The following is a 25,775-nucleotide window of genomic DNA, read 5'->3' on the forward strand; positions in this document are numbered from 1 at the left end:
TTTTTGCTCGTTTTGTTCGTCCGACGACTGCCAGTGAAGCCGCGAACGCAGTAAAGTTCGGCCTTGCCGACACTTCACTTGCGAGCCATCGATGAACGAACAGTTGCAGCCCCTGAAGAAGCCGAACAAGACCGGCAAGACTCGCACCGGGACGCAGGACGATATCGTTTATGCGCACATCTTCGATGCCATCCTCGAACAACGCCTGGCCCCTGGCACCAAGCTCAGCGAGGAGGCCCTGGGCGAGATCTTCGGTGTCAGCCGCACCATCATCCGCCGCGCATTGTCGCGGCTGGCGCATGAGGGCGTGGTGTTGCTGCGCCCCAATCGCGGCGCGGTGGTGGCGAGCCCGAGCGTCGAGGAGGCACGGCAGATCTTCTTCGCCCGTCGGTTGGTGGAAAAGGCCATTACCGAACTGGCCGTGCAGCACGCCAGTGACGCGCAACTGGCCGAGCTGCGGCAGATGGTCATCGACGAGCGCGACTGCTTCGCTCGCGGCGATCGCGGCGCCGGCATCCGTCTGTCAGGCGAGTTCCACCTCAAGCTGGCGGAGGCGGCGAAGAACGCGCCACTGGTGAGCTTCCAGCGCAGCCTGGTGTCGCAGACTTCGCTGATCATCGCGCAGTACGAAGGGGCCAGTCGCTCGCATTGCTCCTACGACGAACACAATGAGCTGATCGATGCCATAGCCGCGCGCGACGCCGACAAGGCCGTGCACCTGATGATGCATCACATGGATCACATCGACAGCAAGCTCAACCTCGAGGAAGACAGTGCCTCGAACGACCTGCACGCGGTGTTCTCGCATCTGACCTTGATGAAGAAAAAGGCGCGTACGCCCCGCTGACCTCGTTCGCGCTGCCGTTGCAGGCGGCAGCGCGCGTATCCCGCTGGCCTCGCCATCTTTCCTGTGTCGGTGCGGCATCGCAGGCGGCAGTGTCAGCCTCCAGCCGCCGCCGGCTGAATCTGTCTCACGCCTATTGAACCGCTCTGCTACCGCGCTGTGCCTGCTGGCAAATGTTATGTTATAACTTTTATTGTTTTGGTTGCTGATACCGCTTTTCGAGCGGTGCGGAGATGGAGTTTCTTGATCGTGATCGAATGTCGAGAGTTGCAGTGGGGCGCTGGCGGGCGGGCCCTCACGCCGCCGTTGAACCTCAAGCTAGCGGCCGGCAGCCTGACCGCGGTGATCGGCAGCAATGGTTCGGGCAAGAGCAGCCTGCTCAGGGTATTGGCCGGTTTGGATCGCCCCCTGGCCGGTCACATTCGAATGAGCGTGGCGCGTTCGGGCGGTGTGGCCTATCTGCCGCAGCAGCAACAGATCGACCGGCAGTTTCCGATACGTCTGCTGGAGCTGGTCAGGGGCGGTTTCTGGGGCAGTCGTCTCGGCCGTAGCGAACGCCAGGCTCGGCTACGTCAGGTACTGGCCGATTGGGGCTTGCTCGATCTGCAGACCCAGGGCCTGCACGCGCTGTCTGGTGGCGAGCTGCAGCGGGCGCTGCTGGCCCGGATGAGCCTGACCGATGCGCAGGCACTGCTGCTCGACGAACCCGAGGCGGCACTCGACGAGACCGGTCTCGATCTGCTCTGGCAGCACCTCCGATGCTGGCAGCAGCAAGGCAGAACGCTGGTGCTGGTCAGCCACAACCTCGACCGCCTTCGGGAGAAGCGCTGCAACGCACTGCGTATCGCGCGCAGCGGCTGCGTCGCAGCGCCGATCGATCAGCTACTCGATCGTGATCCGCTCGGGCGAGTGGCGTGACGGCCGATCTGCTCTGGAGCCCGTTTGCCGAGTTCGCCTTCATGCGCCGCGCACTGCTCGGCGGCGTGGCGCTGGCCTGCAGCGCGGCGCCGCTGGGTGTCTTCCTGATCCTGCGGCGGATGAGTCTGATCGGCGATGCCATCGCCCACGGCATCCTGCCGGGTGCGGCGCTGGCATTCTGGCTGTTCGGTCTCAGCCTGCCTGCACTGACGCTCGGTGGGCTGACCGCCGGGCTCGGCATGGCCGGCGCAGCGGCCTGGGTCAGCCGCCGTACCGGCTTGCGCGAAGACGCCAGTCTCGCCGCGCTTTATCCCATTTCGCTGGCCAGCGGCGTGCTGCTGCTCGGCCTGGCGGGACGCAAGCTCGACCTCTTGCACTTGCTGTTTGGCTCCGCGCTGGCCGTGGACGCCGACACCCTCAGCGGCATGCTCGCCACGGCGGCGTTCAGCCTGCTGGTGCTGGCACTGATCTACCGCGCCCTGGCGCTGGACAGCCTGGACCCGTTGTTCCTGCGCAGCGTCAGCCGAATCGGGCCACTCGCCCATGCGGGCTTTCTGACACTGGTGGTGCTCAACCTGGTGATCGGCTTCCAGGCCATCGGTGCGCTGATGGTGGTGGGGCTGATGATGCTGCCGGCTGCGGCCGCGCGTTTCTGGAGCCGACGCCTGCCCGTCCTGTTGCCGCTGGCTGCGCTGCTGGGCGCCCTGTGCGTATGGCTGGGGCTGCTGCTGTCGTTCTACGCCAACCTGCCCAGCGGGCCGTGCATCGTCCTGCTCGCGGGGGCGTTCTACCTGATTTCAGTCGTTGCGGGCCCGGTATATGGCCTGCTGCGTTCGCGCGCTTCAATCCAGACCGTCTGAGGTATCAACCCATGCGTTACCTGTTTCTGTTGTTGGCCCTCTGGCTGCCCCTTTCCCTGCAGGCGGCCGAAAAGATCAGCGTCGTGACCAGCTTCAGCATCCTTGCCGACATGACGCGGGAGGTCGGTGGCGAGCATATCGAACTGACCAATCTGGTCGGTCCCGACGCCGACGCGCACCTTTATGAACCCAGCCCGGATGATGCCCAGGCCTTGCTCCGCGCCGACCTGATCATCGCCAACGGGCTGGGCTTCGAACCCTGGCTGGAGCGCCTGCTGGCCAGCAGCGAGCCTGCGGGCAAGCGGATCGATGCCAGTGCGGGCGTCGTGCCTCTGATGCTGGAAGAGGAGGGCGAGGCGGTGCCTGACCCTCATGCGTGGCAGAGTCTGACCAATGCCGAAATCTACGTGCGCAATATCGCCAAGGCGCTCGTGGCGCTCGATCCGGCGCATCGCAACGACTATGAGCGGCGCCGTGACGCCTATCTGAGCCGGCTACACGCGCTGCTGAAGAAGGCCAATACCCGTATCGGCAGCCTGCCGGCCAGCCAGCGCAAGGTGGTGACCAGCCATGACGCCTTCGGCTATCTGGGGCAGGCCTGGCAGCTCCGGTTCATCGCGCCGCAGGGGCTGTCGACCCATGACGAACCCTCGGCCGCCGACGTGGCCGCGTTGATCCGCCAGCTCCGCGAGGAAGGGGTGAGGGCCGTGTTCGTGGAGAACATCCGTGATCCGCGGCTCATCGAGCAGATCGCCGAAGAGGCGGGCGCCACGGTCGGCGGCACCCTGTACTCCGATGCGCTGGCCAGCGCAGGGCCGGCCAGCACTTACCTGGGCATGTTCGAGCACAACCTCGATACGCTGATGCAGGCGTTGCAGCCCTAGCCAGCCTTGCGATGCACCGAGACGCCGGCGGCGAAGGTCTCCTTCACCGCGCGGTCGTCGCCGAGGATCATCAGGGCGAAGAGCTTTTCCTGCAGGGTCGTCGCCTGGCTCAGGCGATAGTCGATCAGCGGCGTCGCCTTGTAGTCGAGCACCACGAAGTCGGCCTCCTTGCCCGGCTGCAGGTTGCCGATCCGGTCGTCCAGATAGAGCGCCCGCGCGCCGCCAAGGGTGGCGAGATAGAGTGCCTTGAACGCGTCGAGCTTCTGACCCTGCAGCTGCAGCACCTTGTACGCCTCGTTGAGGCTGGCGAGCTGCGAGAAGCTGGTGCCGCCGCCGACATCGGTGCCCAGGCCGACGCGCACACCGAAGCCTTCCACCTCGGCCAGGTCGAACAGGCCGCTGCCGAGGAACAGGTTGGAGGTCGGACAGAACGACACCGCCGAGCCGGTCTCACCGAGGCGTTTGCACTCCTCGTCGCACAGGTGGATGCCGTGGGCGAACACCGAGCGCGGGCCGATCAGGCCGTGGTGGTCATAGACGTCCAGGTAGCCCTTGCGCTCGGGGAACAGCTCCTTGACCCACTCGACCTCCTGCTTGTTCTCGGAGATGTGGGTGTGCATGTACAGGTCGGGGAATTCGGCGAAGAGCTTGCCGGCCAGGGTGAGCTGCTCCGGCGTGCTGGTCGGGGCGAAACGCGGGGTGACGGCGTAATGCAGACGGCCCTTGCCGTGCCAGCGCTCGATCAGCTCGCGGCTGTCGGCGTAGCCGGACTCGGCGGTGTCGGTGAGGAACTCCGGGGCGTTGCGGTCCATCAGCACCTTGCCGGCGATCATCCGCAGATTGCGCTTCTCGCAGGCCTCGAAGAAGGCGTCCACCGACTGCTTGTGCACCGTGCCGAACACCAGCGCGGTGGTGGTGCCGTTGCGCAGCAGCTCGCCGAGAAACAGCTCGGCCTGCTCGCGGGCGTGGGCCATGTCGCTGAAGCGGCCCTCGTTGGGGAAGGTGTAGGTTTCCAGCCAATCCAGCAGCTGCGCGCCGTAGGAGCCGATGACGCCGACCTGCGGGTAGTGGATATGGGTGTCGACGAAACCCGGAGTGATCAGCGCGTCCGGGTATTCGACAACTTCGGTGCCGGCCGCCAGGGTCGGCAGCAGTTCGGCGGCGTGGCCGATGCGCGCGACCTTGCCGTCCTCGACGACCAGCAGGCCGTCCTGGAAGTATTCATGGGCTTGCTCGATGCCTACTTCGCGCGGGTCGGCGAGGCAGTGGAGCAGGGCGGCACGGTAGGCTTTGGTGCTTGGCATGGTGACTCTCGAAAATCGTTGTATGAGGGGGATGCGTTGACATGGGCAGGCCGCCGCCGATGGCGTGCCTGCAACAAGGTCGGGTGGTCAGTTGGTCTGGGCGCGGCGCGAAGCGGGGACCAGCATCGGTACCGGCTTTTCACCGTCCTCGGCTTTCTCCCCACCCTTTTCACCGAAGTGCGCGTTGTAGGTGGCGATCACCTCGCCGGCGATGGACACGGCGATCTCCACCGGCAGCTTGCCCTTCACCTCGGCGATGCCCATGGGGCAGCGCATGCGCTGCACGATCTCCGGCTGGAAGCCGCGGTCCCGCAGACGGTGTTCGAACCTGGCGCGTTTGCTCTTGGAGCCGATCAGCCCGTAGTAGGTGAAATCGTTGCGCGAAAGGATCGCGGCGGTCAGTTCCAGGTCGAGCTGATGGTTGTGGGTCATGACGATGAAGTAGCTGCCGGCGGGCATGTTATCCACTTCCTCGACCACATCGTCGTTGACCACCTTTTCCACGCCGCGCGGAATCTCGGCGGGGAATTCGTTATCGCGCGAATCGATCCAGCGCACCTTGCACGGCAGGCTGGCCAGCAGCGGCACCAGCGCGCGCCCGACATGCCCGGCACCGAACACGGCGATATGCGCCTGCGGCTGGCCCATGGGCTCGAACAGCAGCACCGTGGCGCCACCGCAGCACTGGCCGAGGCTGGCGCCGAGGGAGAAACGCTCGAGGCGGGTGTCACGGCTGCGCTTTTCCAGCATTTCGCGGGCGATCTGCTGGGCCTTGTACTCCAGGTGGCCGCCGCCGATGGTGTCGTACAGGCGCTCACGGCTGACCACCATCTTCGAGCCGGCATTGCGCGGCGTGGAGCCGCGCTCCTCGATGATGGTCACCAGCACGCAGGGTTCGCCTTGTTGCTGCAGGTCGGCAAGTGCGTCGATCCAGGACAGGTTGCTCATGGCTTGACCCTTCGTAGGGTGGAAAACCGCGAAGCGTTTTCCACCGGAACATTCGTAATGCGACCGTGGTGGACAAGCAGAGCGTTGTCCACCCTACGGGTCAGTGCGCGGTTTCCACGGCGGGCTCCGGTAGGGACACCGCCTGCTGCAACTTGCGCATCTGTTCCACGCCCCAGAGCACGCGCTCGGGGGTCGCCGGAGCATCGATCTGCGGCTGCGCCCGGTAGTCAGCCAGGCTCGCCACCGCATCCTTGATCGCGCACCAGACCGAAATGCCGAGCATGAACGGCGGCTCGCCCACGGCCTTGGAGTGGAACACGGTGTCTTCGGGGTTCTTGCGGTTCTCCACCAGCTTGACCCGCAGATCCAGCGGCATGTCCGACACCGCCGGGATCTTGTAGCTGGCCGGGCCGTTGGTCATCAGCTTGCCCTTGTCGTTCCAGACCAGCTCTTCCATGGTCAGCCAGCCCAGGCCCTGGACGAAGCCGCCCTCGACCTGGCCGATGTCGATGGCCGGGTTCAGCGAGGCGCCGACGTCATGCAGGATGTCGCTGCGCAGCATCCTGTATTCGCCGGTGAGGGTATCGACGATCACTTCCGAGCAGGCCGCGCCGTAGGCGAAGTAGTAGAACGGCCGCCCGCGCGCCTGACTGCGGTCGTAGTAAATCTTCGGCGTGCGGTAGAAGCCGGTGGACGACAGCGAGACCTGGCCGAAATAGGCCTGCTGGATCAGCTCCTCGAAGCTGATGTAGTGGTCGCGCAGGCGCACCTGGCCGTTCTTGAACTCGACGTCTTCCTCGAAGATCTGCCACTTGCGCGCGGCGAACTCCACCAGCCGCTGCTTGATGGTCTGCGCCGCATTCTGCGCCGCCTTGCCGTTCAGGTCGGCGCCGCTGGAGGCTGCCGTCGGCGAGGTGTTGGGCACCTTGTCGGTGTTGGTGGCGGTGATCTGGATGCGCTCGATATCCACCTGGAACACCTCGGCCACCACCTGCGCGACCTTGGTGTTCAGGCCCTGGCCCATCTCGGTGCCACCGTGGTTCAGGTGGATGCTGCCGTCGGTGTAGACGTGCACCAGCGCGCCGGCCTGGTTGAGGAAGCTGGCGGTGAAGCTGATGCCGAACTTCACCGGCGTCAGCGCCAGGCCCTTCTTCAGGATCGGGCTTGCGGCATTGAACGCGCGGATATCTTCGCGTCGCTTTGCATAGTCGCTGCTGGCTTCCAGCTCGGCGGTCATCTCCTCGAGCATGTTGTGCTCGACGGTCTGGTAGTAGTGGGTGACGTTGCGTTCGGTCTTGCCGTAGTAGTTGCGCTTGCGCACCTCGAGCGGGTCCTTGCCCAGCTCGCGGGCCACCGCGTCCATGATCTCCTCGATGGCGACCATGCCCTGTGGGCCGCCGAAGCCGCGGTAGGCGGTGTTCGAGGCGAGGTTGGTCTTGCAGCGATGGCCATTGATGGTGGCGTCGCCCAGGTAGTAGGCGTTGTCGGAGTGGAACATGGCGCGGTCGACGATCGAGCCGGAAAGGTCCGGCGAGTAGCCGCAGTTACCGGCGAGGTCGATCTCGATGCCGTGCAGCAGACCGTCATCGTCGAAGCCGACGTCGTACTCGACGTAGAAGGGGTGGCGTTTGCCGGTCATGGTCATGTCTTCCATGCGCGGCAGGCGCATCTTGGTCGGCCGGCCGGTGAGGTGCGCGATCACCGCGCACAGGCACGCAGGTCCCGCGGCCTGGGTTTCCTTGCCGCCGAAGCCGCCGCCCATGCGGCGCATGTCGATGACGATCTTGTTCATCGGCACGCCGAGCACTTCGGCCACCAGCTTCTGCACCTCGGTGGGGTTCTGTGTCGAGGTGTAGACGATCATGCCGCCATCTTCGGTGGGCATGACCGAGGACACCTGTGTCTCCAGATAGAAGTGCTCCTGCCCGCCGATGTGCAGCGAACCCTGCAGCCGACGCGGCGCGCTGGCCAGGGCGGTGGCCGAGTCGCCGCGCTTGTGGGTGTGGCTGTCGAGCACGAAGTGCTTCTTGTGCAGCGCCTCGACCACGTCGAGCACCGGCTCCAGATCCTCGTATTCGATGATCGCGGCCATCGCCGCCTTGCGTGCGGTTTCCAGGCTGTCGGCAGCCACGGCAATCACCGGCTGGCCGATGAACTCGACCTTGCCGTCGGCCAGCAGCGGGTCGCCGGGCATCACGGCACCGATGTCCAGCTGGCCCGGTACGTCCTTCGCCGTGATGGCGATGGCCACGCCCGGAATCTGGTAGCAGGGGCTGGTATCGATGCTGACGATGCGGGCGTGGGCGCGCTCGCTCATGCGGGCATAGACGTGCAGCTGATTGGGAAACTCCAGCCGGTCGTCGACGTACACCGCCTCGCCCGAGACATGCTTGGGCGCGCTGTCGTGCTTGACGCTGCGACCGACGCCGGTGACCAGGTCCTGGGTGAACAGCGCCGCGATTTCTTCCTGAGTGCGGGTGGTTACGTGGTTAGACATAAGCGGTCACCCTCGTCTCGGTCTTCGGTGCATGTTGTTCGAGGAAGCACTTGCGCAGCAGGTTCTGTGCGACCAGCAGGCGATACTCGCGGCTGGCGCGGAAGTCGGTCAGCGGCGTGAAGTCTTCGGCCAGTGCATCGCAGGCCGCCTCCACGGTCTGCTGGTTCCACGGCGCGCCGTTCAGGGTCGCCTCGCAGGCCGCGGCGCGCTTGGGAATCGCCGCCATGCCGCCAAAGGCGACCCGGGCATCGGCGACCACGCCATCGGTGATCTGCAGGTCGAACGCGGCGCAGACAGCGGAGATATCGTCGTCCAGTCGCTTGGAAACCTTGTAGGCGCGGAACAGGCGATCCGGTGTGGCGCGCGGCACTCGTACCTTCTCGATGAATTCCCCGGGCTGGCGCGCGGTGACCTTGTAGTCGATGAAGTAATCCTCGAGCGGCAGGGTGCGGCTGCTGGCGCCCTTGCGCAGGACAACTTCGGCACCCAGGGCGATCAGCAGCGGCGGCGAGTCGCCGATCGGCGAGGCGTTGCCGATGTTGCCACCGAGCGTGCCCTGGTTGCGGATCTGCAGCGAGGCGAAGCGCTGCAGCAGCTCGCCGAAATCCGGGTACTCGGCGGCCAGCGCGGCGTAACAGTCGGTCAGCGGGGCGGCTGCACCAATCTCGATATGGCGGTCCGCGATCTGGACCTGCTTCATCTCGGTGATCTGCCCGACATGGATCATCACCGGCAGCTCGCGATGGAACTGGGTGACCTCCAGTGCCAGGTCGGTGCCACCGGCAAGCAGCCGTGCGTCGGGATTGGCGGCGTAGACCTCAGCCAGTTCGGCGACGGTCAGCGGCGACAGGCAACGCCTTTCGCCGTCGCTGAGCTCGGCCATTTCACGCGGGGCGATGGCCTTGAGCTGGGCGATGGTCTCGGCTTCGCGGGCATCGAACTGGTCCGGCTGCTTGGCACAGCAGGCCTGTTCGGCGGCTTCGAGGATCGGCCGGTAGCCGGTGCAGCGGCAGAGGTTGCCGGCCAGGGCTTCGTGGGCCTGGTGCGGATCGTATTCATTGACCGCGCCGGCGTTCTTCTGCAGGGCGAACAGGCTCATGACGAATCCGGGGGTACAGAAGCCGCACTGCGAGCCGTGGCAGTCGACCATCGCCTGCTGGACGCTGTGCAGTCGGCCCTGGTCCTTGAGGTCTTCGACGCTGATCAACTGCTTGCCGTGCAGCGCGGAGACGAAGGTCAGGCACGAGTTGAGGGTGCGATACCGCAGGCGCTCGCCCACCAGTTCGCCGACCACCACGGTACAGGCGCCACAGTCACCGGAGGCGCAGCCCTCCTTGGTTCCGGTCTTGCCACGATACTCGCGCAGATACTGCAGCACCGTGGTGTTGGGATCGAGTGCGCGCTCGCTGCGCAGTTCTCGATTGAGAAGAAACTGGATCAAGGCGAAGCCTCCGCTGTTGTTGTTCTGACACGCAAACTATCGCTATCTGACTTTTCGGTCAACTAATTCCTGACTCAAAAGTCAATGCGGCAGACGCGCGCAGATCGGGCGAGGCATATCGATGCGCTCGCCCCTGTTTGCATACTGCAATTAAAGCCCGTTCAGACGGGTTCGGCCTCGCCCTGCCGTCGGTAGGCGTAGGTCTCGGCGAAGCGCGAGAGCATGTACCGGCTGCAGGTGGTGCTCGGGTATTTCGGCGGGTTGGTTTCGTCGTAGCAACCGGGCAGGCAGGCGATCTCGGTGTCCGGATGCGGCTCGGCGAAGAACGGCATGGAGTAGCGATCCACGCCCAGCGGGCTGACCACGCGATGTGGCGTCGACTTGTAACGGTCGTTGCTCCAGCGCGCCATCATGTCGCCGATGTTGACCACGTAGGTGCCTTCGATGGGCGGTGCGTCGATCCACTCGCCCTTGACGTTCTGCACCTGCAGGCCGCCGGCCTGGTCCTGATAGAGCAGGGTGACGCAGCCGTAATCGGTGTGCGCGCCGGCGCCTTGCTGATCGGCGCTAGTGGCCGTCTGCCGGGGCGGGTAGTGGATCATGCGGAATACGCTGATGGGCTCGACGAAGCGCTTGTCGAAGAAGTCGCGCTCGATGCCAAGGGCCAGCGCGATGGCACGAAGCAGGGTGCAGGCGAGATCCTGCATGTCGCGGTAATGGCCCTCCATCAGCTCGGTCCAGCCTTCGATCTGCAGCGGATGACGGTTGGGCCCGCGCAGCGGTTTGCCGGCCAGTACCTCGGGATGATCGGCAGGCATATGGAAACCCATGTCGAAGGTTTCCTTGAGGTCGCGCGGCTGGCTCGGGTCCAGCTGCTCGGTGGCGACGGCACCGTAGCCGCGGTGATGCTGGCTCTTGGTGATATCGATCTTCAGCCTTTCGTCGGCGGGCAGGGCAAAGAAACGCTTGGCATGGTCGGTGAGGGTGGCGATGCGCTCGGCGCTGATCGGATGACCCTTGATATAGAAGAAGCCCCACTCGCGGCAGGCGCGGTCGATGGCCTCGGCGACGGCCAGATGACCGGCTTCGTCGGCGTTATAGAGCGGGGAAATATCGATGATGGGCAGTGAGTTCATGGCTGACTCCGGGTACGGCGCCGCCGGTCTTCTCGTACCGGCGGCCTTCGAGGGCAATGCCCCCTGCATGCGGTTCGCCCGGAGGCGGGACGGCACGCGAGATTCCGCAGTGCGCCGGTGGGGCCGGCGCAGGTGACGCTTACTTCGGCATTTCAGCCTTGACGCCCTGGACGTAGTAATTCATCGAGGCGAGGTCCTTGATGCTGGCGGTCTCGCCCTCGGCGATGCGCACTTCGCCAGCCTGATCCTTGATCGGACCGGTGAACGGATGGAATTCACCGCTCTTGATGCGGGCGATGATCTGCTCGGCCTCGGCCTTGACGTCAGCAGGCACCAGATCGCTGATCGGCAGGCTGATGCTGTCCTGTGCCAGCCCGCCCCAGAAGTCCTCGGATTTCCAGTTGCCGGCCATTACCGCTTCGGCAGACTTGGTGTAGTGCGGGCCCCAGTCGTTGACGATGGAAGTCAGCACGGCCTTCGGCCCGAAGTGCTGCATGTCCGAGGCGTAACCGACGGAATAGACGCCACGGCGCTCGGCGGCCTGGATCGGTGCCGGGCTGTCGGTGTGCTGGAAGATCACGTCCACGCCCTGGTCGATCAGCGCGTTGGCGGCATCGGCTTCCTTGCCCGGATCGAACCAGGTGTTGACCCACACCACCTTGATCTCGGTGCCAGGGTTGTACTTGTCCAGCGCCAGCTGGATGGCGTTGATGTCGCGGATCACTTCCGGAATCGGGAAGGACGCGATGTAGCCGACCTTCTTGGTCTTGGTCATCTTCGCCGCGAGGAAGCCGCCGACGTAGCGGCCTTCATAGGAGCGGGTCAGATAGGTGCCGACGTTCTTCGCCTGCTTGTAACCGGTGGCGTGCTCGAAGGTGACCTTGGGGAACTGCTTGGCGACCTTCAGCGTGGGGTTCATGTAGCCGAAGGAGGTGGTGAAGATCAGGTCATAGTCGCTCTTGGCCATGTTGCGGATAACCCGCTCGGCATCGGCGCCTTCCGGCACGTTCTCGACGAAGCTGGTCTTCACCTTGTCGCCCAGCTGCTCTTCCATGTACTTGCGACCCTGCTCATGCTGGTAGGTCCAGCCATGGTCGCCGATCGGGCCGATATAGACGAAGCCGACCTTCAGCGGGTCGGCGGCCGAAGCGGCGACCGTGGTGAGAGCGGCGCTGAAGCCGATCGCTGCGGCAAGGGCGCGCAGCAGGGTTTTCCGTGAGTTGTTCTGCATGGCGGGTGACGCTCCTGTTTGTCTAGCTACAGAGCCTGTGTTGGCTGATAGCTGGTTAGCAAAAAGCTGACCAACTGGACAGATACCTTCGTTGTGCCGGATTGCGGCCGATTCGGCTCGACGCCGAGGCCAGATCGAGACTTGCGCTGGTGCGCCAGTAATCCACGGCGCCCAGCTTTGGTGCAAGCCTCGATCGTGGTTGTTTAGCCGTTTACCAGTTGCCGGGCCGCCTGCTGGTGATCGGCGATCAGTCCCTGCACGTCGAGGCCTTCGACCTGACCGTCGACGACGCGCCATTTGCCGCCGACCATCACCCGGTCGGCACGGTCGGCGGCGCAAAGCAGCAGCGCGGCGATGGGATCGTGGCTGCCGGAGAAGCGCAGTTCGTCCAGCTTGAACAGGGCCAGATCGGCCTGCTTGCCGACCGCCAACTCGCCGATGTCGCTGCGCCCGAGCAGGCGCGCGGAGCCGCGGGTCGCCCAGCCGAGCACCTTCTGCGGGGTGATCTTCTCGGCGCCGTAGCGCAGGCGCTGGATGAACAGCGCCTGACGCGCTTCGAGCATCATGTTGGAGGCGTCGTTGGAGGCCGAACCGTCCACGCCCAGGCCGATGATGGCGCCCTTGTCCTCGAGCTCGAGCGTGTGGCAGATGCCGGAGGCCAGACGCATGTTGGAACTCGGGCAATGGCAGATGCCCACACCGGCTGTACCCAGGCGGTGAATTTCCACCTGGTTGAAATGGATGCCATGGGCCAGCCAGGTGCGTGGGCCGAGCCAGCCGACGCTCTGCAGGTAGTCCACGGTGCGCATGCCGAAGCGTTTCGCGCAGAACTCCTGTTCGTCCAGGGTCTCGGCCAGGTGGGTATGCAGACGCACGTCCCGCGCTTCGGCCAGCTCTGCGCAGGTCCGCATGATGTCGGTGGTGACCGAGAACGGCGAGCAGGGCGCCAGGGCGATCTGGATCTGCGCGCCGTCGCCGCGCTCGTGGTAGCGGTCGATCAGCCGCTCGCTGTCGGCGAGGATGGCCTCGGCGTCCTGCACCACGCTCTTGCATGGCAGGCCGCCGTTTTCCTTGGACAGGTTCATCGAACCGCGGGTGAGCATGGCACGCATGCCCAGTTCGCGGACGGCTCCGACCTGGATGTCGATGGCGTCCTCGAGCCCGCCCGGAAACAGGTAGTGGTGATCTGCCGCCGTGGTGCAGCCCGACAACAGCAGCTCGGCCAGCGCCACCTTGCTCGCCAGCTGCAGCGCCTGCGGCGTCAGCCGTGCCCAGACCGGGTAGAGGGTCAGCAGCCAGTTGAACAGCGGCTCGTTGACCACCGGCCTCCAGGCGCGGGTCAGGGTCTGGTAGAAGTGGTGATGGGTGTTGACCAGCCCCGGCAGCACGACGTGCTCGCGGGCGTCGAAGGTCTCGTTCACCGGCAGCGCGGGCGAGGCCCCGGCGGCGAGCATTTCGACGATGACGCCGTTCTCGACCACCAGCCCACCCGAGGCTTCCTGGTCGTTGGCGGTGAATAGGGCAAGCGGATTCTTGATCCAGATACGGTCAGCAGGCATGGCCGGCTTCCTCCTGAAGGGTTGAGTTCAGAGTAGCCAGCTCAGTTATGCCCTGTCTGCTGATCCAGGGGCGGAGGGGGTTGCTTGTGCCGCGGACGGAAAGATAAGGGATGCCACAGGGGCTGCCAAGGGCCGGTTTGCGGAGCGGTCCCGACCGCGACCGGGACACCGGGGTGAGTCCGTTCACGGTCGATCACGGTCTTGCCTGCTCACCAGGGCAGCGCGTCCCCCAGATAGTCGATGTACCGATGCCCGCCCTGGCCGATGGCGCGCGTCACCTGCTCGGCCATGCCGCGAGCGCTGGTCTCGACATCCAGCGGGGCCTGATCGCCGCCCATGTCGGTCTTGACCCAGCCCGGATGCATCGACAGCACGGTCAGCTTCGTCTCGCCGAGCTTGGCAACGAAGGTGCGGGTCATGTGATTCAGCGCGGCCTTGCTCGCACCGTAGAGGTCCATGCCCATGCCTGGGCCGACTTCGACGCTGCCGAGAATGGAGCTCATGAAGACGACCACGCCCTGATCCGGGTTCACCAGTGGCAACAGTCGTTCGGCCAGGCGCACCGGAGCGACGGCGTTGGTGAAGAACAGCTGGCCGACTTCCGCCTGGCTGGCTTCGGTGGCCGGTTTGCCCTGCGGCCCGGCGATGCCGGCGTTGACGAACAGGACGTCGATCGGGGTGCCGGCCAGGCGTGCGGCCAGTTGATCGACGCTGGTCGCGTCGTCCATGTCCAGGGTCTCGATGCGCAGCTGCGGCAACCCGTTTAGCGCTTCGGCACGCTGTGGATCGCGGACGGTGGCGATCACCTGCCAGCCTGCGCTGGAGAACTGCTTCGCCAGGCCGAGGCCCAGGCCGCGGGAGGCGCCGACAATCAGTATGTTCTTTGGCATGGAGCAATCTCGAAGGTCATGACGTGGGCAAGAATAGCGCGAGGACCAGCCTCGCGCGCAGCGGGCCGGCGTGCGGCAATCGACCACTGCCCGAGTGTTGCAAGCCGTTTCGTTGCGATGGTCAGAACCGCTCTGTTTCGGCTCTCATGGGCTAGTTTTGCAGTGCGCCCGGCAACGAATCATCCGCCCTGGAGGACCCAATGCCCGAACAGCAGATCCAATCGACCCGCTGGCACGCCCGTCAGGCCGAGGAGGCCTTGCTGGAGCTGGACTCAACCGCCGCCGGCCTGACGCACGAGCAGGCCGCGCAGCGTCTGCTCCGCTACGGTCCCAACCGGCTCGACGAAGCCAAGCCGGCCAGCGTCTGGCAACGCGTGCTGCGGCATCTGAACAACGTGCTGCTCTATGTGCTGATCGCCGCGGCGCTGGTCACCGGATTGATGGGGCACTGGGTCGACACCTTCGTGATCATTGCGGTGGTGGTGCTCAACGTTGCCATCGGTTTCGTTCAGGAAGGCAAGGCGGAAAAGGCGTTGCAGGCGATCCGCCATCTGCTGGCGCCGCACGCAGTGGTGCTGCGCGACGGCCGGCAGCAGGACATCGATGCCGCCGATCTGGTGCCCGGTGATGTGGTGCTGCTGGCCTCCGGCGACAGCCTGCCAGCCGATGTGCGACTGCTGCAGGCGCGCAGCCTGCGCATCGACGAGGCGGCGTTGACCGGTGAATCGGTGCCGGTGGACAAGCAGGTCGATGCCGTGGCCGATGACGCGGCCATCGGCGACCGGATCTGCATGGGCTATGCGGGCACCCTGGTCACCCAGGGCCAGGCGCGGGCCGTGGTGGTTGCCACCGGCGCCGCCACCGAGATCGGCCGTATCGGCCGCATGCTCGAAGCGGTGGAGCAGGGCACCACGCCGCTGCTGCGAAAGATGCAGGACTTCGGCCGCATCCTGACCCTCTTCATTCTCGCCACCGGCGGATTGCTGTTCCTGTTCGGCACGCTGGTGCGTGGCATGGGGGCCGGTGAGATGTTCATGGCCGCGGTAGGCCTGTCGGTCGCGGCGATCCCGGAAGGACTGCCGGCGATCATGACCATCACCCTGGCGATCGGTGTGCAGCGTATGGCCGCACGCAACGCGGTGATCCGTCGGCTGCCGGCGGTGGAGGCGCTGGGTTCGGTGACGGTGATCTGCTCGGACAAGACCGGCACCCTGACGCGCAACGAGATGACCGTGCAGGAGGTGATCTGTGCCGGCCAGTCGCTGGACGTCGAGGGGGCCGGGTACGCGCCGACCGGCAGCCTGCTGCTGCAGGGTTCGGCGGTCGATGCGGCAGCATTGGCTGCCCACTCGCCGGCGGCGGCCGCGCTGGTCGAAGCCGCCGCGCTGTGCAATGACGCCAGCCTGCACGAAAAGGAACAGCACTGGGTGCTGGCTGGCGATCCCACCGAGGGCGCGCTGCTGACTCTGGCGATGAAGGCCGGGCTTTCGCCGACGGTAGTGCAGGTCGACCGGCCGCGGCTGGACGTGATTCCGTTCGAATCCGAGCATCGGTTCATGGCGACGCTGCATGCCTGCGAGGCGGGCAGCGAGGTATTGGTCAAGGGCGCGCCGGAACGCATTCTGGCCATGTGCTCGCAGCAGCTGGAGGCCGACGGCGTCGAGCGCGCGCTGGATGAGGCGCACTGGCACAACCAGATCGAGGCGCAGGCGCGCGCCGGGCGTCGGGTACTGGCCTTCGCCCGGTGTCGGCTGGGCGCAGGCAAGCAGGACCTCGAGCATGCCGATGTCGCCAGCGGGCTGACCCTGCTCGGCCTGGTCGGCATCATCGATCCACCCCGTGACGAGGCGATCCGGGCGGTGGCGCAGTGCCGCGCGGCCGGCATTCGTGTGGTGATGATCACTGGTGACCACGGTGTGACCGCCAGCGCCATCGCCCGGCAGCTGGGCATGGGCGAGGACATCAAGGCGATCACCGGCCCGGAGCTGGAGCTGATGGACGACACTGCCATGCGCCAGGCCGTCGCCGAGGCACGGGTGTTCGCCCGTGCCAGCCCGGAACACAAGCTGCGTCTGGTACGTGCGCTGCAGGCCAATGGCGAGGTCGTCGCCATGACCGGCGATGGCGTCAACGATGCGCCTGCGCTGAAGCAGGCCGACGTCGGCGTGGCCATGGGCATGAAGGGGACCGAGGCGGCCAAGCAGGCGGGCGCCATCGTGCTGGCGGACGACAACTTCGCCTCCATCGCGCATGCCGTGGAAGAAGGGCGTACCGTCTACGACAACCTGCGCAAGACCGTGACCTTCCTACTGCCGATCAACGGCGGCGAGTCGCTGTCGCTGCTGTTGGCGGTGCTGCTCGGCCTGGCGCTGCCGATCACGCCGGTTCAGGTGCTCTGGGTCAACATGGTCAGCTCCGTGGCGCTGGCCATGGTGCTGGCCTTCGAACCGACCGAGGCGGACGTGATGCAGCGCCCGCCGCGGCGACCGGACGAACCGATGCTGTCGCGCTTCGTGATCTGGCGGATCTTCTTCGTCTCGGCGCTGTTCCTGGTCGGGATCTTCGGCATGTACCAGTGGATGCTGGCGCAGGGCGCGACGGTCGAGGCCGCGCGCACCGTTGCGGTGAACACGCTGGTATGCATGGAGGTGTTCTACCTGTTCAGCGTGCGCTACCTGAAGGCGCCGTCCTTCACGGTGCAGGGCGTGAAAGGCACGCCGCGGGTGCTGGTGGCGGTGTTCAGCGTGTTCGGCCTGCAGCTGTTGTTCACCTACGCGCCGTTCATGCAGTCGCTGTTCGCCTCCGAGGCCTTGCCGCTGGACACCGGCATGCTGGTGGTACTGGCCGGCGTGGCGGTGCTGCTGATCCTGGAGATCGAGAAGGCGCTGCTGCGCCGCATGGGCGTCGGCCCGTCCTGAGGTGAAACGGCGCCGTAGGGGTCAGAGCGGCGGCAGCTCTTCCATGAGGTCGGTGGAGTTGATGCCCGGGATGTGCAGCTCGCTCTTGGCCAGCTGCTGACCCTCCATCTGCGGCTGGGTCACCCAGGTGAGGATGTCGTAGTAGCGGCGGATGTTGGCCACGAAGTGCACCGGCTCACCGCCGCGGGCATAGCCGTAGCGGGTCTTGCTGTACCACTGCTTCTGCGACAGGCGTGGCAGCATCTGCTTCACGTCCAGCCACTTGTTGGGGTCCAGCCCTTCAGCCTCGGCCAGCTTGCGTGCATCTTCCAGATGGCCGCCACCGACGTTGTAGGCGGCCAGGGCGAACCAGGTGCGGTCCGGCTCCTCGATACTCTCCGGCAGGCTGGCATGCACCTGCACCAGGTACTTGCCGCCACCCTGAATGCTCTGTACCGGATCGAGGCGATTGGTCACGCCCATGGCATTGGCGGTGCGCAGGGTCAGCATCATCAGCCCGCGCACGCCGGTCTTGGAGGTGGCTTCCGGCTGCCAGTGGGATTCCTGGTAGCCGATCGCAGCCAGCAGGCGCCAGTCGATGCCATGTTCCTTGGCGGTTTCACGGAAGGCCTTTTCATAACGTGGCAGACGCTGCTGCAGGTGCTTGGCGAAGGCATAGGCACCGACGTAGCCGAGCACGTCGACATGGCCGTAGTAACGCTCGCGCAGGCGCTGCAATGTACCGTTCTGCTGGGCCTGCTCGAGGAAGGCATCGGCCGCCTTGAGCAGGCTGTCATCCTCGCCTTTGGCGACCACCCAGGCCAGGCTGTTCTGTTCTCCGACGTCGAAGCCGGCGCGGATGTTGCTGAAATACACCTGGTTCATGGACATCTCGTTGGACTCCACCAGGGTCAGGTCGATCTGGCCTTCATCGACCATGCGCAGCAGGTCGACGACTTCCACCGCATCGGATTCGTCGTAGCGCAGCTCGGGGAATTCCACCTGCAGCGAGGCCAGCTTCTCCGCCTGGCTGCTGCCCTTGAGCACCAGGATGCGCTTGCCGATCAGATCCTTCGGGCTGGTCGGTCGGCGCTGGCCGCTGTGGTAGACGACCTGGGTGGTGACGTCGAGGTAGGAGCGGGTGAAGCGCGCCAGTTCCTGGCGGCCTTCGCTGGCGACCAGTCCCGCAGCGGCCAGTGCCGGGCCGCCGGGACGATTGAGACGGCTGAAGATGTCGTCGATGTTGTCGGCGGTTTCGATCTGCAGTTCGACGCCCAGGGTGCTGGCGAAACGCTTGACCAGCTCGTACTCGAAGCCGGCTTCGCCATTGCGATCCTGGAAATAGGTGGAAGGGCTGTTGCGGGTAATCACGCGCAGTACGCCTTCCTCCTTAATGCGCTCGAGCTCGCTGGGCTTTTCGGCGCAGCTGCCGAGCATCAGGAAGATTCCGATCGCCAACAGCCAGATGGCGCAGCGCTTGCGGAACAGGGTATGGGCAAACATCGGCGCAGTATACGCAAAGGCGAACCGCCACCATATCTGGACAGCGTTCGGCCTCTCTGCTAAGCGGGCCTGGGTGGACGACCGCAGCGCGGCAGTCGGGCATAATGCCGGCCCTGCCGTTGTCGTCGCCGAGATCGTTGCCAAACATGACCGAGGTCCTGCCCAAACCCTGGTTCGTCTACCTGGTGCGTGCCGCCAATGGCGCGCTGTACTGCGGGATCAGCGACGATGCCCAGCGGCGTTTCGCCGAGCACCAGCGCGGGCGCGGGGCGCGTTTCTTCCATTCCAGTCCGGCGCAGGCACTGGTCTACGTCGAGGCCTGTGCCAGCAAGGGCGACGCGCTGCGCCGGGAAATCGCCATCAAGCGACTGGACAAGCGTGCCAAGGAACGCCTGGTCAGCCAGGCCGGGCCCGTGGCGTGAATGACGCCCTAATCAGCCGGTAGGCTCGCCCGAGCGGAGCGTCTAAGCTGATGCATCTTTCCACGACGATGCTCCGCTTCACGGGGCATCTCGACACTTCCTCTGGCGGAGCCTGTCATGCACGAGCTGATCCTGCACCACTATCCCACCTCGCCCTTCGCCGAGAAGGCGCGCCTGATGCTCGGATTCAAGCAGTTGTCCTGGCGTTCGGTGATGATCCCGCCGGTCATGCCCAAGCCGGATCTCACCGCGCTGACCGGGGGCTACCGGCGTACGCCGGTGTTGCAGGTCGGCGCCGATATCTACTGCGACACGGCGCTGATCGCTCGTCGGCTGGAAGCGGAGAAGGCCACTCCGGCGCTGTTCCCCGAAGGTCAGGAGTTCACTGCGGCGACGCTCGCTCAATGGGCCGACTCGGTACTGTTTCTGAATGCCGTGAGCCTGGTCTTCCAGCCCGAATCCATGGCGCTGCGTTTCGCCCAGGTGCCCAAGGAGTTCGTCCAGGTGTTCAGCAAGGACCGCGCGCAGCTGTTCGCCAACGGCTCGGTGAGCCGGGTGCCGCTGGAGCAGGCCAAGAGCGACTGGCCGGTGTTCATGTCGCGCCTGCAGCAGCAACTGGCGCGCGAGGAGGGCGAGTTCCTGTTGGGCGCTGCGCCTTCGCTGGCGGATTTCGCCGTCGCGCACTGCCTCTGGTTCCTGCGCGCGACGCCGGTCACCGCCCCGCTGGTGGACGACTATCCGGAGATTCGTGCTTGGCTCGGCAAGGTGCTGGGCGTCGGCCATGGCTCGAGCAGCGAGATGTCTGGCGAGGATGCCGTGCGCGTGGCCCGCGAGGCCGAACCGGCTGCGCTGCCCGAGGAGGAGTTCGCCGATCCCAACGGTTTCCAGGAAGGCCAGCCGGTGACCATCGCCGCGGTGGATTATGGGGCCGATCCGGTCGAGGGCGAGCTGGTGTTCGCCGGAGCGGAAGAGCTGATCCTGCGCCGCAGCGACGATCGCGCCGGCGTCGTGCATGTGCACTTCCCGCGCAGCGGCTATCGCATCGAGGCGCGCTGAGACCTACTGCGCCGCCGGGGCCGCCTGGTGCACGCTGGGCAGCTCGGCGGCCAGATCGCGGAAATAGGCGATGCGCTCGTAGCACAGCGTGAGTTCGCCGCTGATGCGGTTGAACCAGGCGTCCGGGGCGCCGCAGGTGGACATGCGCAGGGTCAGGTCCCGCGGCAGGGCGAAGGCTTCGCTGGCCTTGGCCGCCACCGCTTCCAGCTCACCGCTGGCACGGATCTTCTCCAGCAGCTCGGCACCGCCTGCAAGGTGCGCGGGAGGGGTGTCGTAGACCACCTTGATGCGGTGTCGCAGCGGTTGCGCGGCGCTGCGCCCGAAGTGCTCGCGAAACCACTGCACGGCATGGGCGACCTGCTCGTATTCGTCGGGGCAGTACAGCGCGCGTTCCACTGGCAGGCCGCTGACTTCCAGCACCCAGTCGAGCCGATCCGGGTCGCTGCCGTAGGCCAGGCAGGCGATGTTGTAGAAGCGCTGGGCGTCCAGCGCATGGCTGTCCCAGACCGGTACCGGGGAGCCGTCGCGTTCCGCGTTCTGCCATTCCATACGCCAGTAGTCGGCGACGTCCATCAGCTTGGCATAGAAATCGTCGCGGTGCTGTTCCTGCTGCAACAGGAAAAGGCCCATGAAACCGAGCTGGTCGGCGGCGTCCTCCTCGCGGCCAAGCACAGGCAGCTGCAGTTCGCTGATCAGCAGGTGCCCCATCTCGTGCATCAGGGTGAACTCGGCGTTGGCCACGGTAAAGCGCACCGCTTCCACCGACAGCTCGGGCGCGGTGCCGCCGTCCTGCGCCGGGGCCAGCATCGGCAGCAGCCATAGCAACCCGGCGAACCGCTTCATGGTGTGCCGTCCAGATCTGCATGGCTGAACGGCGCCGGGCGGCTCGGCCAGCTCAGCGCCAGGCGTTCGAACTCACGGGCCAGCAGGCTGGCGACGATAAGGTCGCGCAGCCAGCGATGATCGGCAGGAATCACGTACCAGGGCGCCGCGTCGCGGTGGGTGCGCCCCAGCACCTCGGCCCATTGCGCCTGGTGATCGGCGAAGTGGCGATGGTCGCGCAGATCGCCCAGGGTCAGTTTCCAGCGTTTTTCCGGATGATCCAGACGGCGATGCAGCCGCCGCTTCTGCTCGCCGAGCGAGAGCTGCAGGTAGCACTTGAGGGGGTGAATCCGTTGCGCGTGCATCCGCTGTTCGAATTCGGCGATCGCTCCGTAGCGTTGCGGCAGGTGCGCCACCGCGCACAGGCCGTCACGTACATCGCTGACCAGCGCCTCGTAGTAGCTGCGGTTGAACACGCCCAGCGTGCCAGGGGCCGGCAGGCGCTCGCGGTAACGCTGGAGAAACCCCTCGCGGCGCTCGTCCGGAGTCGGTGCCTGGAAACCGATGGCCGACATCCCGAGCGGGTCGAGGCCGGCGAGCACGCGGCGCACCACGCCGTTCTTGCCTGCGCAGTCGGGGCCCTGCAGGACGAGCAGCACGGCGTCCTGACGATTGGCCATGAGCATGCTCTGCTGCTCGCGCAGCCACTCCTTCAGCCCGGCCAGCTGTGTCTGCGCCTGCGGCCTGTCCAGCCCGTAGTCCCGCGCCGGATCACGCCCCAGCGGGGCGCTGGGGTCGCACAGGCAGTCATCGAGCAGGCTGTCCGGCAGGCGCATGGTGGGTTCAGTCCTTGCGGCGCTTGAGCTGATCCTTGAGCTGGGTGGGCAGCTGGCGAATGATCAGCATGTCGCGGTCCTCGTCGTATTCGATCTTCGAGCCCAGCAGGTGCGATTCGAAGCTGATCGACAACCCTTCGGCGCGGCCGGTGAAGCGGCGGAACTGGTTGAGGGTGCGCTTGTCCGGCGGGATCTCCGGCGACAGGCCGTAATCCTTGTTACGGATGTGCTCGTAGAAGGCCCGCGGCCGGTCCTCGTCGATCACCCCGGACAGTTCCTCGAGGGTGATCGGCTCGCCGAGCTTGGCCTGGGTGCTGGCGTAGTCCACCAATGCCGAGGTCTTTTCGCGGGCCTGCTCCTCCGGCAGGTCCTCGCTCTCCACGTAGTCGCTGAACGCCTTGAGCAGGGTGCGCGTCTCGCCGGGGGCATCGACGCCCTCCTGGCAGCCGATGAAATCGCGGAAGTACTCGGAGACCTTCTTGCCGTTCTTGCCCTTGATGAAGGAGATGTACTGCTTCGACTGCTTGTTGTTCTGCCACTCGGAAATGTTGATGCGTGCTGCCAGATGCAGCTGGCCCAGATCCAGATGCTTGGCTGGCGCCACATCCAGCGACTCGGTCACCGTCACGCCTTCGCTGTGATGCAGCAGGGCGATGGCCAGGTAGTCGGTCATGCCCTGCTGGTAGTGGGCGAACAGCACGTGACCACCGGTGGACAGATTGGACTCTTCCATCAGCTTCTGCAGGTGTTCCACGGCCTGGCGGCTGAAGGCGGTGAAGCCCTGGCTGCCTTCCATGTATTGCGCCAGCCAGCCGCTGAACGGATAGGCGCCGGATTCGCCGTGAAAGAAGCCCCAGGCCTTGCCCTGCTTGGCGTTGTAGCTTTCGTTGAGGTCCGCCAGCAGGTTCTCCATGGCCTGCGATTCGCCCAGCTCCGAATCGCGGGCGTGGAGAACGGCAGGTGTGCCGTCCGGTTTTTTCTCGATCAGGTGGACGATGCAGTGACGGATGGGCATGGCGAACTCGCGGGCTGAATGCAACAGGAGCGGCAGTTTACCCGAGAGCACGGGCATGAGCGCTTGTCGGTTCTGCTCAGGGTAGCGGACACGGATCAATGTCGGGGATCGCATGCAGCGCTAGCCTGCTGACTGCATCGGCTTTGCGAGGTACGGCATGTGAACAATGAATTCCTGGCCTGGTTGGGCGTCGCGCGTGGGCGTTTCCTCCTCCTGACGCTGAGCTGCGTGGCGCTCGGCATCGCCCTGGCGGCAAGTGCGCCCGGCGGGGAACTGGTGATCGGCGAAGCCGTGCTGGTGCTGCTCGGCGCCCTGGCGGCGCATGTGGCGGTCAATGCCCTCAACGAGTGGGGCGACTACCGCAGCGGGCTGGATCTGCAAACCCGTCGCACCGCGTTCAGCGGCGGCAGCGGCACGCTCGTGGTCCTGCCGCACCTGCTGCGTCGCACACTGCTGCTCGGGCTCGGCTGTCTGCTGTTCTGCGTGCTGATCGGGCTGTCCTTCCTCTTGCGCAAGCCACAGCTGCTGAGCAGCCTGGCGCCGCTCGGAGTGGTCGGCCTGCTGCTGGTGGTTGGCTACACGCCCTGGCTGACACGACACCCCTGGCTCTGCCTGTTCGCCCCTGGGCTGGGCTTCGCCCTGATGGTCCTGGGGACGCGCATCGCCCTGGCCGGCCCGCCGAGCGCAGGCGATCTGTGGCTGACCCTGACGCCGCTGCTGTTGTGCAACAACCTGCTGCTGCTCGCCCAGTTTCCGGACGTCGAGGCGGATCGGGCGGTGGGCCGGCGTACGTTGCCGATGCAGCTCGGCTGCGACGGTGCGCTGTGGGTGGTCATCGGCCAATGGCTGCTGGCCTACGGCGCGTTGCTGCTGGCGCTCTATCAGGCCGAGATTTCCGGCGCCGGTCTGGGGCTGCTCTGTCTGCCGCTGGCTTTGCGCGCGACATGGCTGCTGTGGCACCGGCCGCAGCGACTGTTGCCTGCCCTGGGGCTGAACGCGGGCATCAGCGTCGCGACACCGCTGCTGATGGCGCTGGGACTGACGATCCTCTAACGCCAAACCAGGCGGCATGCGGCGGCCCGAGGCAAATCGGGCTTGCCGGAAGGGTAGCCGCCGCGAGTAGACTGGCTGCCCTCTCAACAGGGTACGTTTCTATGACTGCTGCATGGCGCAATGCTGCCTGGATACTCGCCGGTGGTTCGCTGATCCTCGCCATTTCCCTCGGGGTGCGGCACGGCTTCGGCCTGTTCCTGCCGCCGATGAGTGCTGAGTTCGGCTGGGGGCGGGAAGTGTTCGCCTTCGCCATTGCCGTGCAGAACCTGATCTGGGGGCTGGTGCAGCCGGTGACCGGTGCGCTGGCCGATCGCTTCGGCGTCGCACGTGCCGTGCTCATCGGCGGCATTCTCTATGCGGTGGGATTGGCGCTGATGGCGATGTCCGATTCCCCAGCGACGCTGACCCTCAGCGCCGGACTGCTGATCGGCCTGGGCCTGTCGGGTACCTCGTTTTCCGTGATTCTCGGCGCTGTCGGCCGCGCGGTGCCGCCAGAGAAGCGCAGCATGGCGATGGGTATCGCCAGTGCGGCCGGCTCCTTCGGCCAGTTCATCATGCTGCCGGGTAGCCTGGGGCTGATCGAATGGCTGGGCTGGTCCTCGGCATTGCTGGCGCTGGCCTTGCTGGTCGCCTTGATCGTGCCGCTCGCCGGCATGATGCGCAGCCCCGCTCAGGCGCCGGCGGCGGCCGGAACGCAGCAGTCGCTGGGTGAGGCGCTGCGCGAAGCGGTCGGTCATTCGGGGTTCCGCCTGCTGGCGCTGGGTTTCTTCGTCTGCGGGTTTCAGGTGGTGTTCATCGGTTTGCACCTGCCGGCCTATCTGGTCGACCAGCACCTGCCGGCGCAGGTCGGCACCACCGTGCTGGCGCTGGTCGGGCTGTTCAACGTGGTAGGCACCTACACCGCCGGCTGGCTCGGCAGCTGCTACTCCAAGCCGAAGCTGCTTGCCGGGCTGTACCTGATCCGCGGGGTGGTGATCAGCATCTTCCTGCTGATGCCGCTGAGCGTGTGGAGCGCCTATGCGTTTGGCATCGTCATGGGGCTGCTCTGGCTGTCCACGGTGCCGCTCACCAACGGCACGGTGGCTACCATGTTCGGCGTGCGCAACCTGTCCATGCTCGGTGGCATCGCCTTCCTGTTCCATCAGCTGGGCTCGTTCTTCGGCGGTTGGCTGGGCGGTTGGCTGTACGACCGTACCGGCAGCTATGACCTGGTCTGGCAGATCGCGATCGCCCTCAGCCTGATCGCCGCGGTGCTCAACTGGCCGATTCGCGAGCAGCCGGTGGATAGGTTGCGTGCGGCGCAAGCCAACTGATGCGTCGCCTGTGGCTCGGCGCGGCGGGTGCCCTGCTACTGGGCGCGCTGGCGCTGCTCGCTTGGTGGGGCTGGCAGCGCGGTGGCCTGGCGCTGCTGCAGCTGGGCCTGGGCACCTGCTGAGCCTGGCGGCCGTGCCGCCGGTTTCCTCGTTCGATCCGTTTTCTTCTTCCGCTCCCGCAGTCTGGCACCGCAACGGCCGCCAAACGGTACGGCAAGCAGGGAATCAATTGGCCGTTCACTGCTCAAAGACGAAGCGGCGTAGAAGAAGTTAAGAACAAATCGCCGGTTTTTAGCAGCAAGCTATCGGCATTTGTGCGTGCACGCCCACTAACACGTGACTGTCC

At 65.8% G+C, this 25,775-nt stretch carries 22 protein-coding genes; 10 read left to right on the top strand and 12 right to left on the bottom strand.

The features are described 5' to 3' along the window. Positions 1-91 precede the first annotated feature (91 nt). The 4 genes from P5703_RS04455 to P5703_RS04470 all read left to right on the top strand — a co-directional run bounded on the left by P5703_RS04455 (position 92) and on the right by P5703_RS04470 (position 3,506). Positions 92-847, top strand: coding sequence for a GntR family transcriptional regulator (locus P5703_RS04455; protein ID WP_011914179.1), 756 nt, complete (start codon positions 92-94; stop codon positions 845-847). A gap of 240 nt (positions 848-1,087) precedes the next feature. After that, positions 1,088-1,762: a metal ABC transporter ATP-binding protein gene (locus P5703_RS04460; protein WP_108242192.1), complete on the top strand. Its 675-nt coding sequence runs from the start codon at positions 1,088-1,090 to the stop codon at positions 1,760-1,762. A gap of 41 nt (positions 1,763-1,803) precedes the next feature. Next, complete coding sequence (locus P5703_RS04465; RefSeq protein ID WP_185749842.1) at positions 1,804-2,622, top strand: metal ABC transporter permease; 819 nt, start codon at positions 1,804-1,806, stop codon at positions 2,620-2,622. Positions 2,623-2,633: 11 nt separating this feature from the next. After that, the gene (locus P5703_RS04470; RefSeq protein WP_125872914.1) at positions 2,634-3,506 is read left to right on the top strand and encodes a metal ABC transporter substrate-binding protein; all 873 of its coding nucleotides are present in this window, start codon (positions 2,634-2,636) and stop codon (positions 3,504-3,506) included. On the opposite strand, the gene guaD is transcribed toward P5703_RS04470, so the two are convergent. From guaD to P5703_RS04510, 8 genes are all read right to left on the bottom strand, one after another. Next, the gene (guaD, locus tag P5703_RS04475) at positions 3,503-4,810 is read right to left on the bottom strand and encodes a guanine deaminase (protein WP_285585666.1); all 1,308 of its coding nucleotides are present in this window, start codon (positions 4,808-4,810) and stop codon (positions 3,503-3,505) included. The genes P5703_RS04470 and guaD overlap by 4 nt on opposite strands. Positions 4,811-4,897: 87 nt before the next feature. Further along, the gene (xdhC, locus tag P5703_RS04480; protein WP_285585668.1) at positions 4,898-5,758 is read right to left on the bottom strand and encodes a xanthine dehydrogenase accessory protein XdhC; all 861 of its coding nucleotides are present in this window, start codon (positions 5,756-5,758) and stop codon (positions 4,898-4,900) included. Positions 5,759-5,858: 100 nt separating this feature from the next. Next, positions 5,859-8,255, bottom strand: coding sequence for a xanthine dehydrogenase molybdopterin binding subunit (gene xdhB / locus P5703_RS04485; RefSeq protein ID WP_285585670.1), 2,397 nt, complete (start codon positions 8,253-8,255; stop codon positions 5,859-5,861). Beyond that, positions 8,248-9,696 carry a xanthine dehydrogenase small subunit gene (gene xdhA / locus P5703_RS04490; protein WP_125850923.1) on the bottom strand — a complete coding sequence of 483 codons (1,449 nt, stop codon included), beginning with the start codon at positions 9,694-9,696 and terminating at the stop codon, positions 8,248-8,250. Before xdhA ends, xdhB begins: the two co-directional genes overlap by 8 nt. 161 nt (positions 9,697-9,857) lie before the next feature. Next, positions 9,858-10,832: a 2-oxoglutarate and iron-dependent oxygenase domain-containing protein gene (locus P5703_RS04495; RefSeq protein WP_285585673.1), complete on the bottom strand. Its 975-nt coding sequence runs from the start codon at positions 10,830-10,832 to the stop codon at positions 9,858-9,860. Positions 10,833-10,971: 139 nt separating this feature from the next. Continuing rightward, positions 10,972-12,063, bottom strand: a complete 1,092-nt coding sequence (locus tag P5703_RS04500; RefSeq protein WP_017246466.1) for a BMP family ABC transporter substrate-binding protein — start codon at positions 12,061-12,063, stop codon at positions 10,972-10,974. Between the two features lie 203 nt (positions 12,064-12,266). Further along, the gene (locus tag P5703_RS04505) at positions 12,267-13,622 is read right to left on the bottom strand and encodes an 8-oxoguanine deaminase (RefSeq protein ID WP_279640460.1); all 1,356 of its coding nucleotides are present in this window, start codon (positions 13,620-13,622) and stop codon (positions 12,267-12,269) included. A 209-nt stretch (positions 13,623-13,831) separates the two neighbouring features. Beyond that, positions 13,832-14,512 (bottom strand): SDR family oxidoreductase, encoded by a 681-nt coding sequence (locus P5703_RS04510; protein WP_048329699.1) that lies wholly within the window; start codon positions 14,510-14,512, stop codon positions 13,832-13,834. A gap of 200 nt (positions 14,513-14,712) precedes the next feature. On the opposite strand from P5703_RS04510, the gene P5703_RS04515 reads away from it, so the two are divergent. Then, positions 14,713-17,430 carry a cation-transporting P-type ATPase gene (locus tag P5703_RS04515; protein WP_285585675.1) on the top strand — a complete coding sequence of 906 codons (2,718 nt, stop codon included), beginning with the start codon at positions 14,713-14,715 and terminating at the stop codon, positions 17,428-17,430. A gap of 21 nt (positions 17,431-17,451) precedes the next feature. On the opposite strand, the gene mltF is transcribed toward P5703_RS04515, so the two are convergent. Then, on the bottom strand, positions 17,452-18,912 hold the full coding sequence (gene mltF / locus P5703_RS04520; RefSeq protein ID WP_014597420.1) for a membrane-bound lytic murein transglycosylase MltF: 1,461 nt from the start codon (positions 18,910-18,912) through the stop codon (positions 17,452-17,454). A 146-nt stretch (positions 18,913-19,058) separates the two neighbouring features. On the opposite strand from mltF, the gene P5703_RS04525 reads away from it, so the two are divergent. After that, on the top strand, positions 19,059-19,334 hold the full coding sequence (locus tag P5703_RS04525; RefSeq protein WP_014597419.1) for a GIY-YIG nuclease family protein: 276 nt from the start codon (positions 19,059-19,061) through the stop codon (positions 19,332-19,334). Positions 19,335-19,451: 117 nt separating this feature from the next. Continuing rightward, positions 19,452-20,390, top strand: coding sequence for a glutathione S-transferase family protein (locus P5703_RS04530; protein WP_014597418.1), 939 nt, complete (start codon positions 19,452-19,454; stop codon positions 20,388-20,390). 3 nt (positions 20,391-20,393) lie between these two features. Here P5703_RS04530 and P5703_RS04535 read toward each other — a convergent pair whose 3' ends face one another. Genes P5703_RS04535 through yejK form a run of 3 tightly spaced genes read right to left on the bottom strand, consistent with a single transcriptional unit; the run spans position 20,394 to position 23,063 of the window. Next, entirely contained in the window at positions 20,394-21,233 is an 840-nt protein-coding gene (locus P5703_RS04535; protein WP_014597417.1) for a DUF4344 domain-containing metallopeptidase, read from the bottom strand. Next, positions 21,230-22,048, bottom strand: coding sequence for a polyphosphate kinase 2 family protein (locus P5703_RS04540; RefSeq protein WP_014597416.1), 819 nt, complete (start codon positions 22,046-22,048; stop codon positions 21,230-21,232). The genes P5703_RS04535 and P5703_RS04540 overlap by 4 nt, the downstream gene beginning before the upstream one ends. A gap of 7 nt (positions 22,049-22,055) precedes the next feature. Then, positions 22,056-23,063 (bottom strand): nucleoid-associated protein YejK, encoded by a 1,008-nt coding sequence (gene yejK, locus P5703_RS04545; RefSeq protein ID WP_043942348.1) that lies wholly within the window; start codon positions 23,061-23,063, stop codon positions 22,056-22,058. A gap of 159 nt (positions 23,064-23,222) precedes the next feature. Here yejK and P5703_RS04550 point away from each other — a divergent pair, with 159 nt between their 5' ends. From P5703_RS04550 to P5703_RS04560, 3 genes are all read left to right on the top strand, one after another. Beyond that, positions 23,223-24,116 (top strand): prenyltransferase, encoded by an 894-nt coding sequence (locus P5703_RS04550; protein ID WP_014597414.1) that lies wholly within the window; start codon positions 23,223-23,225, stop codon positions 24,114-24,116. A 101-nt stretch (positions 24,117-24,217) separates the two neighbouring features. Continuing rightward, positions 24,218-25,429, top strand: coding sequence for an MFS transporter (locus P5703_RS04555; protein ID WP_014597413.1), 1,212 nt, complete (start codon positions 24,218-24,220; stop codon positions 25,427-25,429). Further along, positions 25,429-25,551, top strand: coding sequence for a hypothetical protein (locus P5703_RS04560; RefSeq protein ID WP_013983667.1), 123 nt, complete (start codon positions 25,429-25,431; stop codon positions 25,549-25,551). The genes P5703_RS04555 and P5703_RS04560 overlap by 1 nt, the downstream gene beginning before the upstream one ends. Positions 25,552-25,775: the final 224 nt, after the last annotated feature.

Source organism: Stutzerimonas sp. FeSN7, from assembly GCF_030263795.1.
Classification (GTDB): domain Bacteria; phylum Pseudomonadota; class Gammaproteobacteria; order Pseudomonadales; family Pseudomonadaceae; genus Stutzerimonas; species Stutzerimonas stutzeri.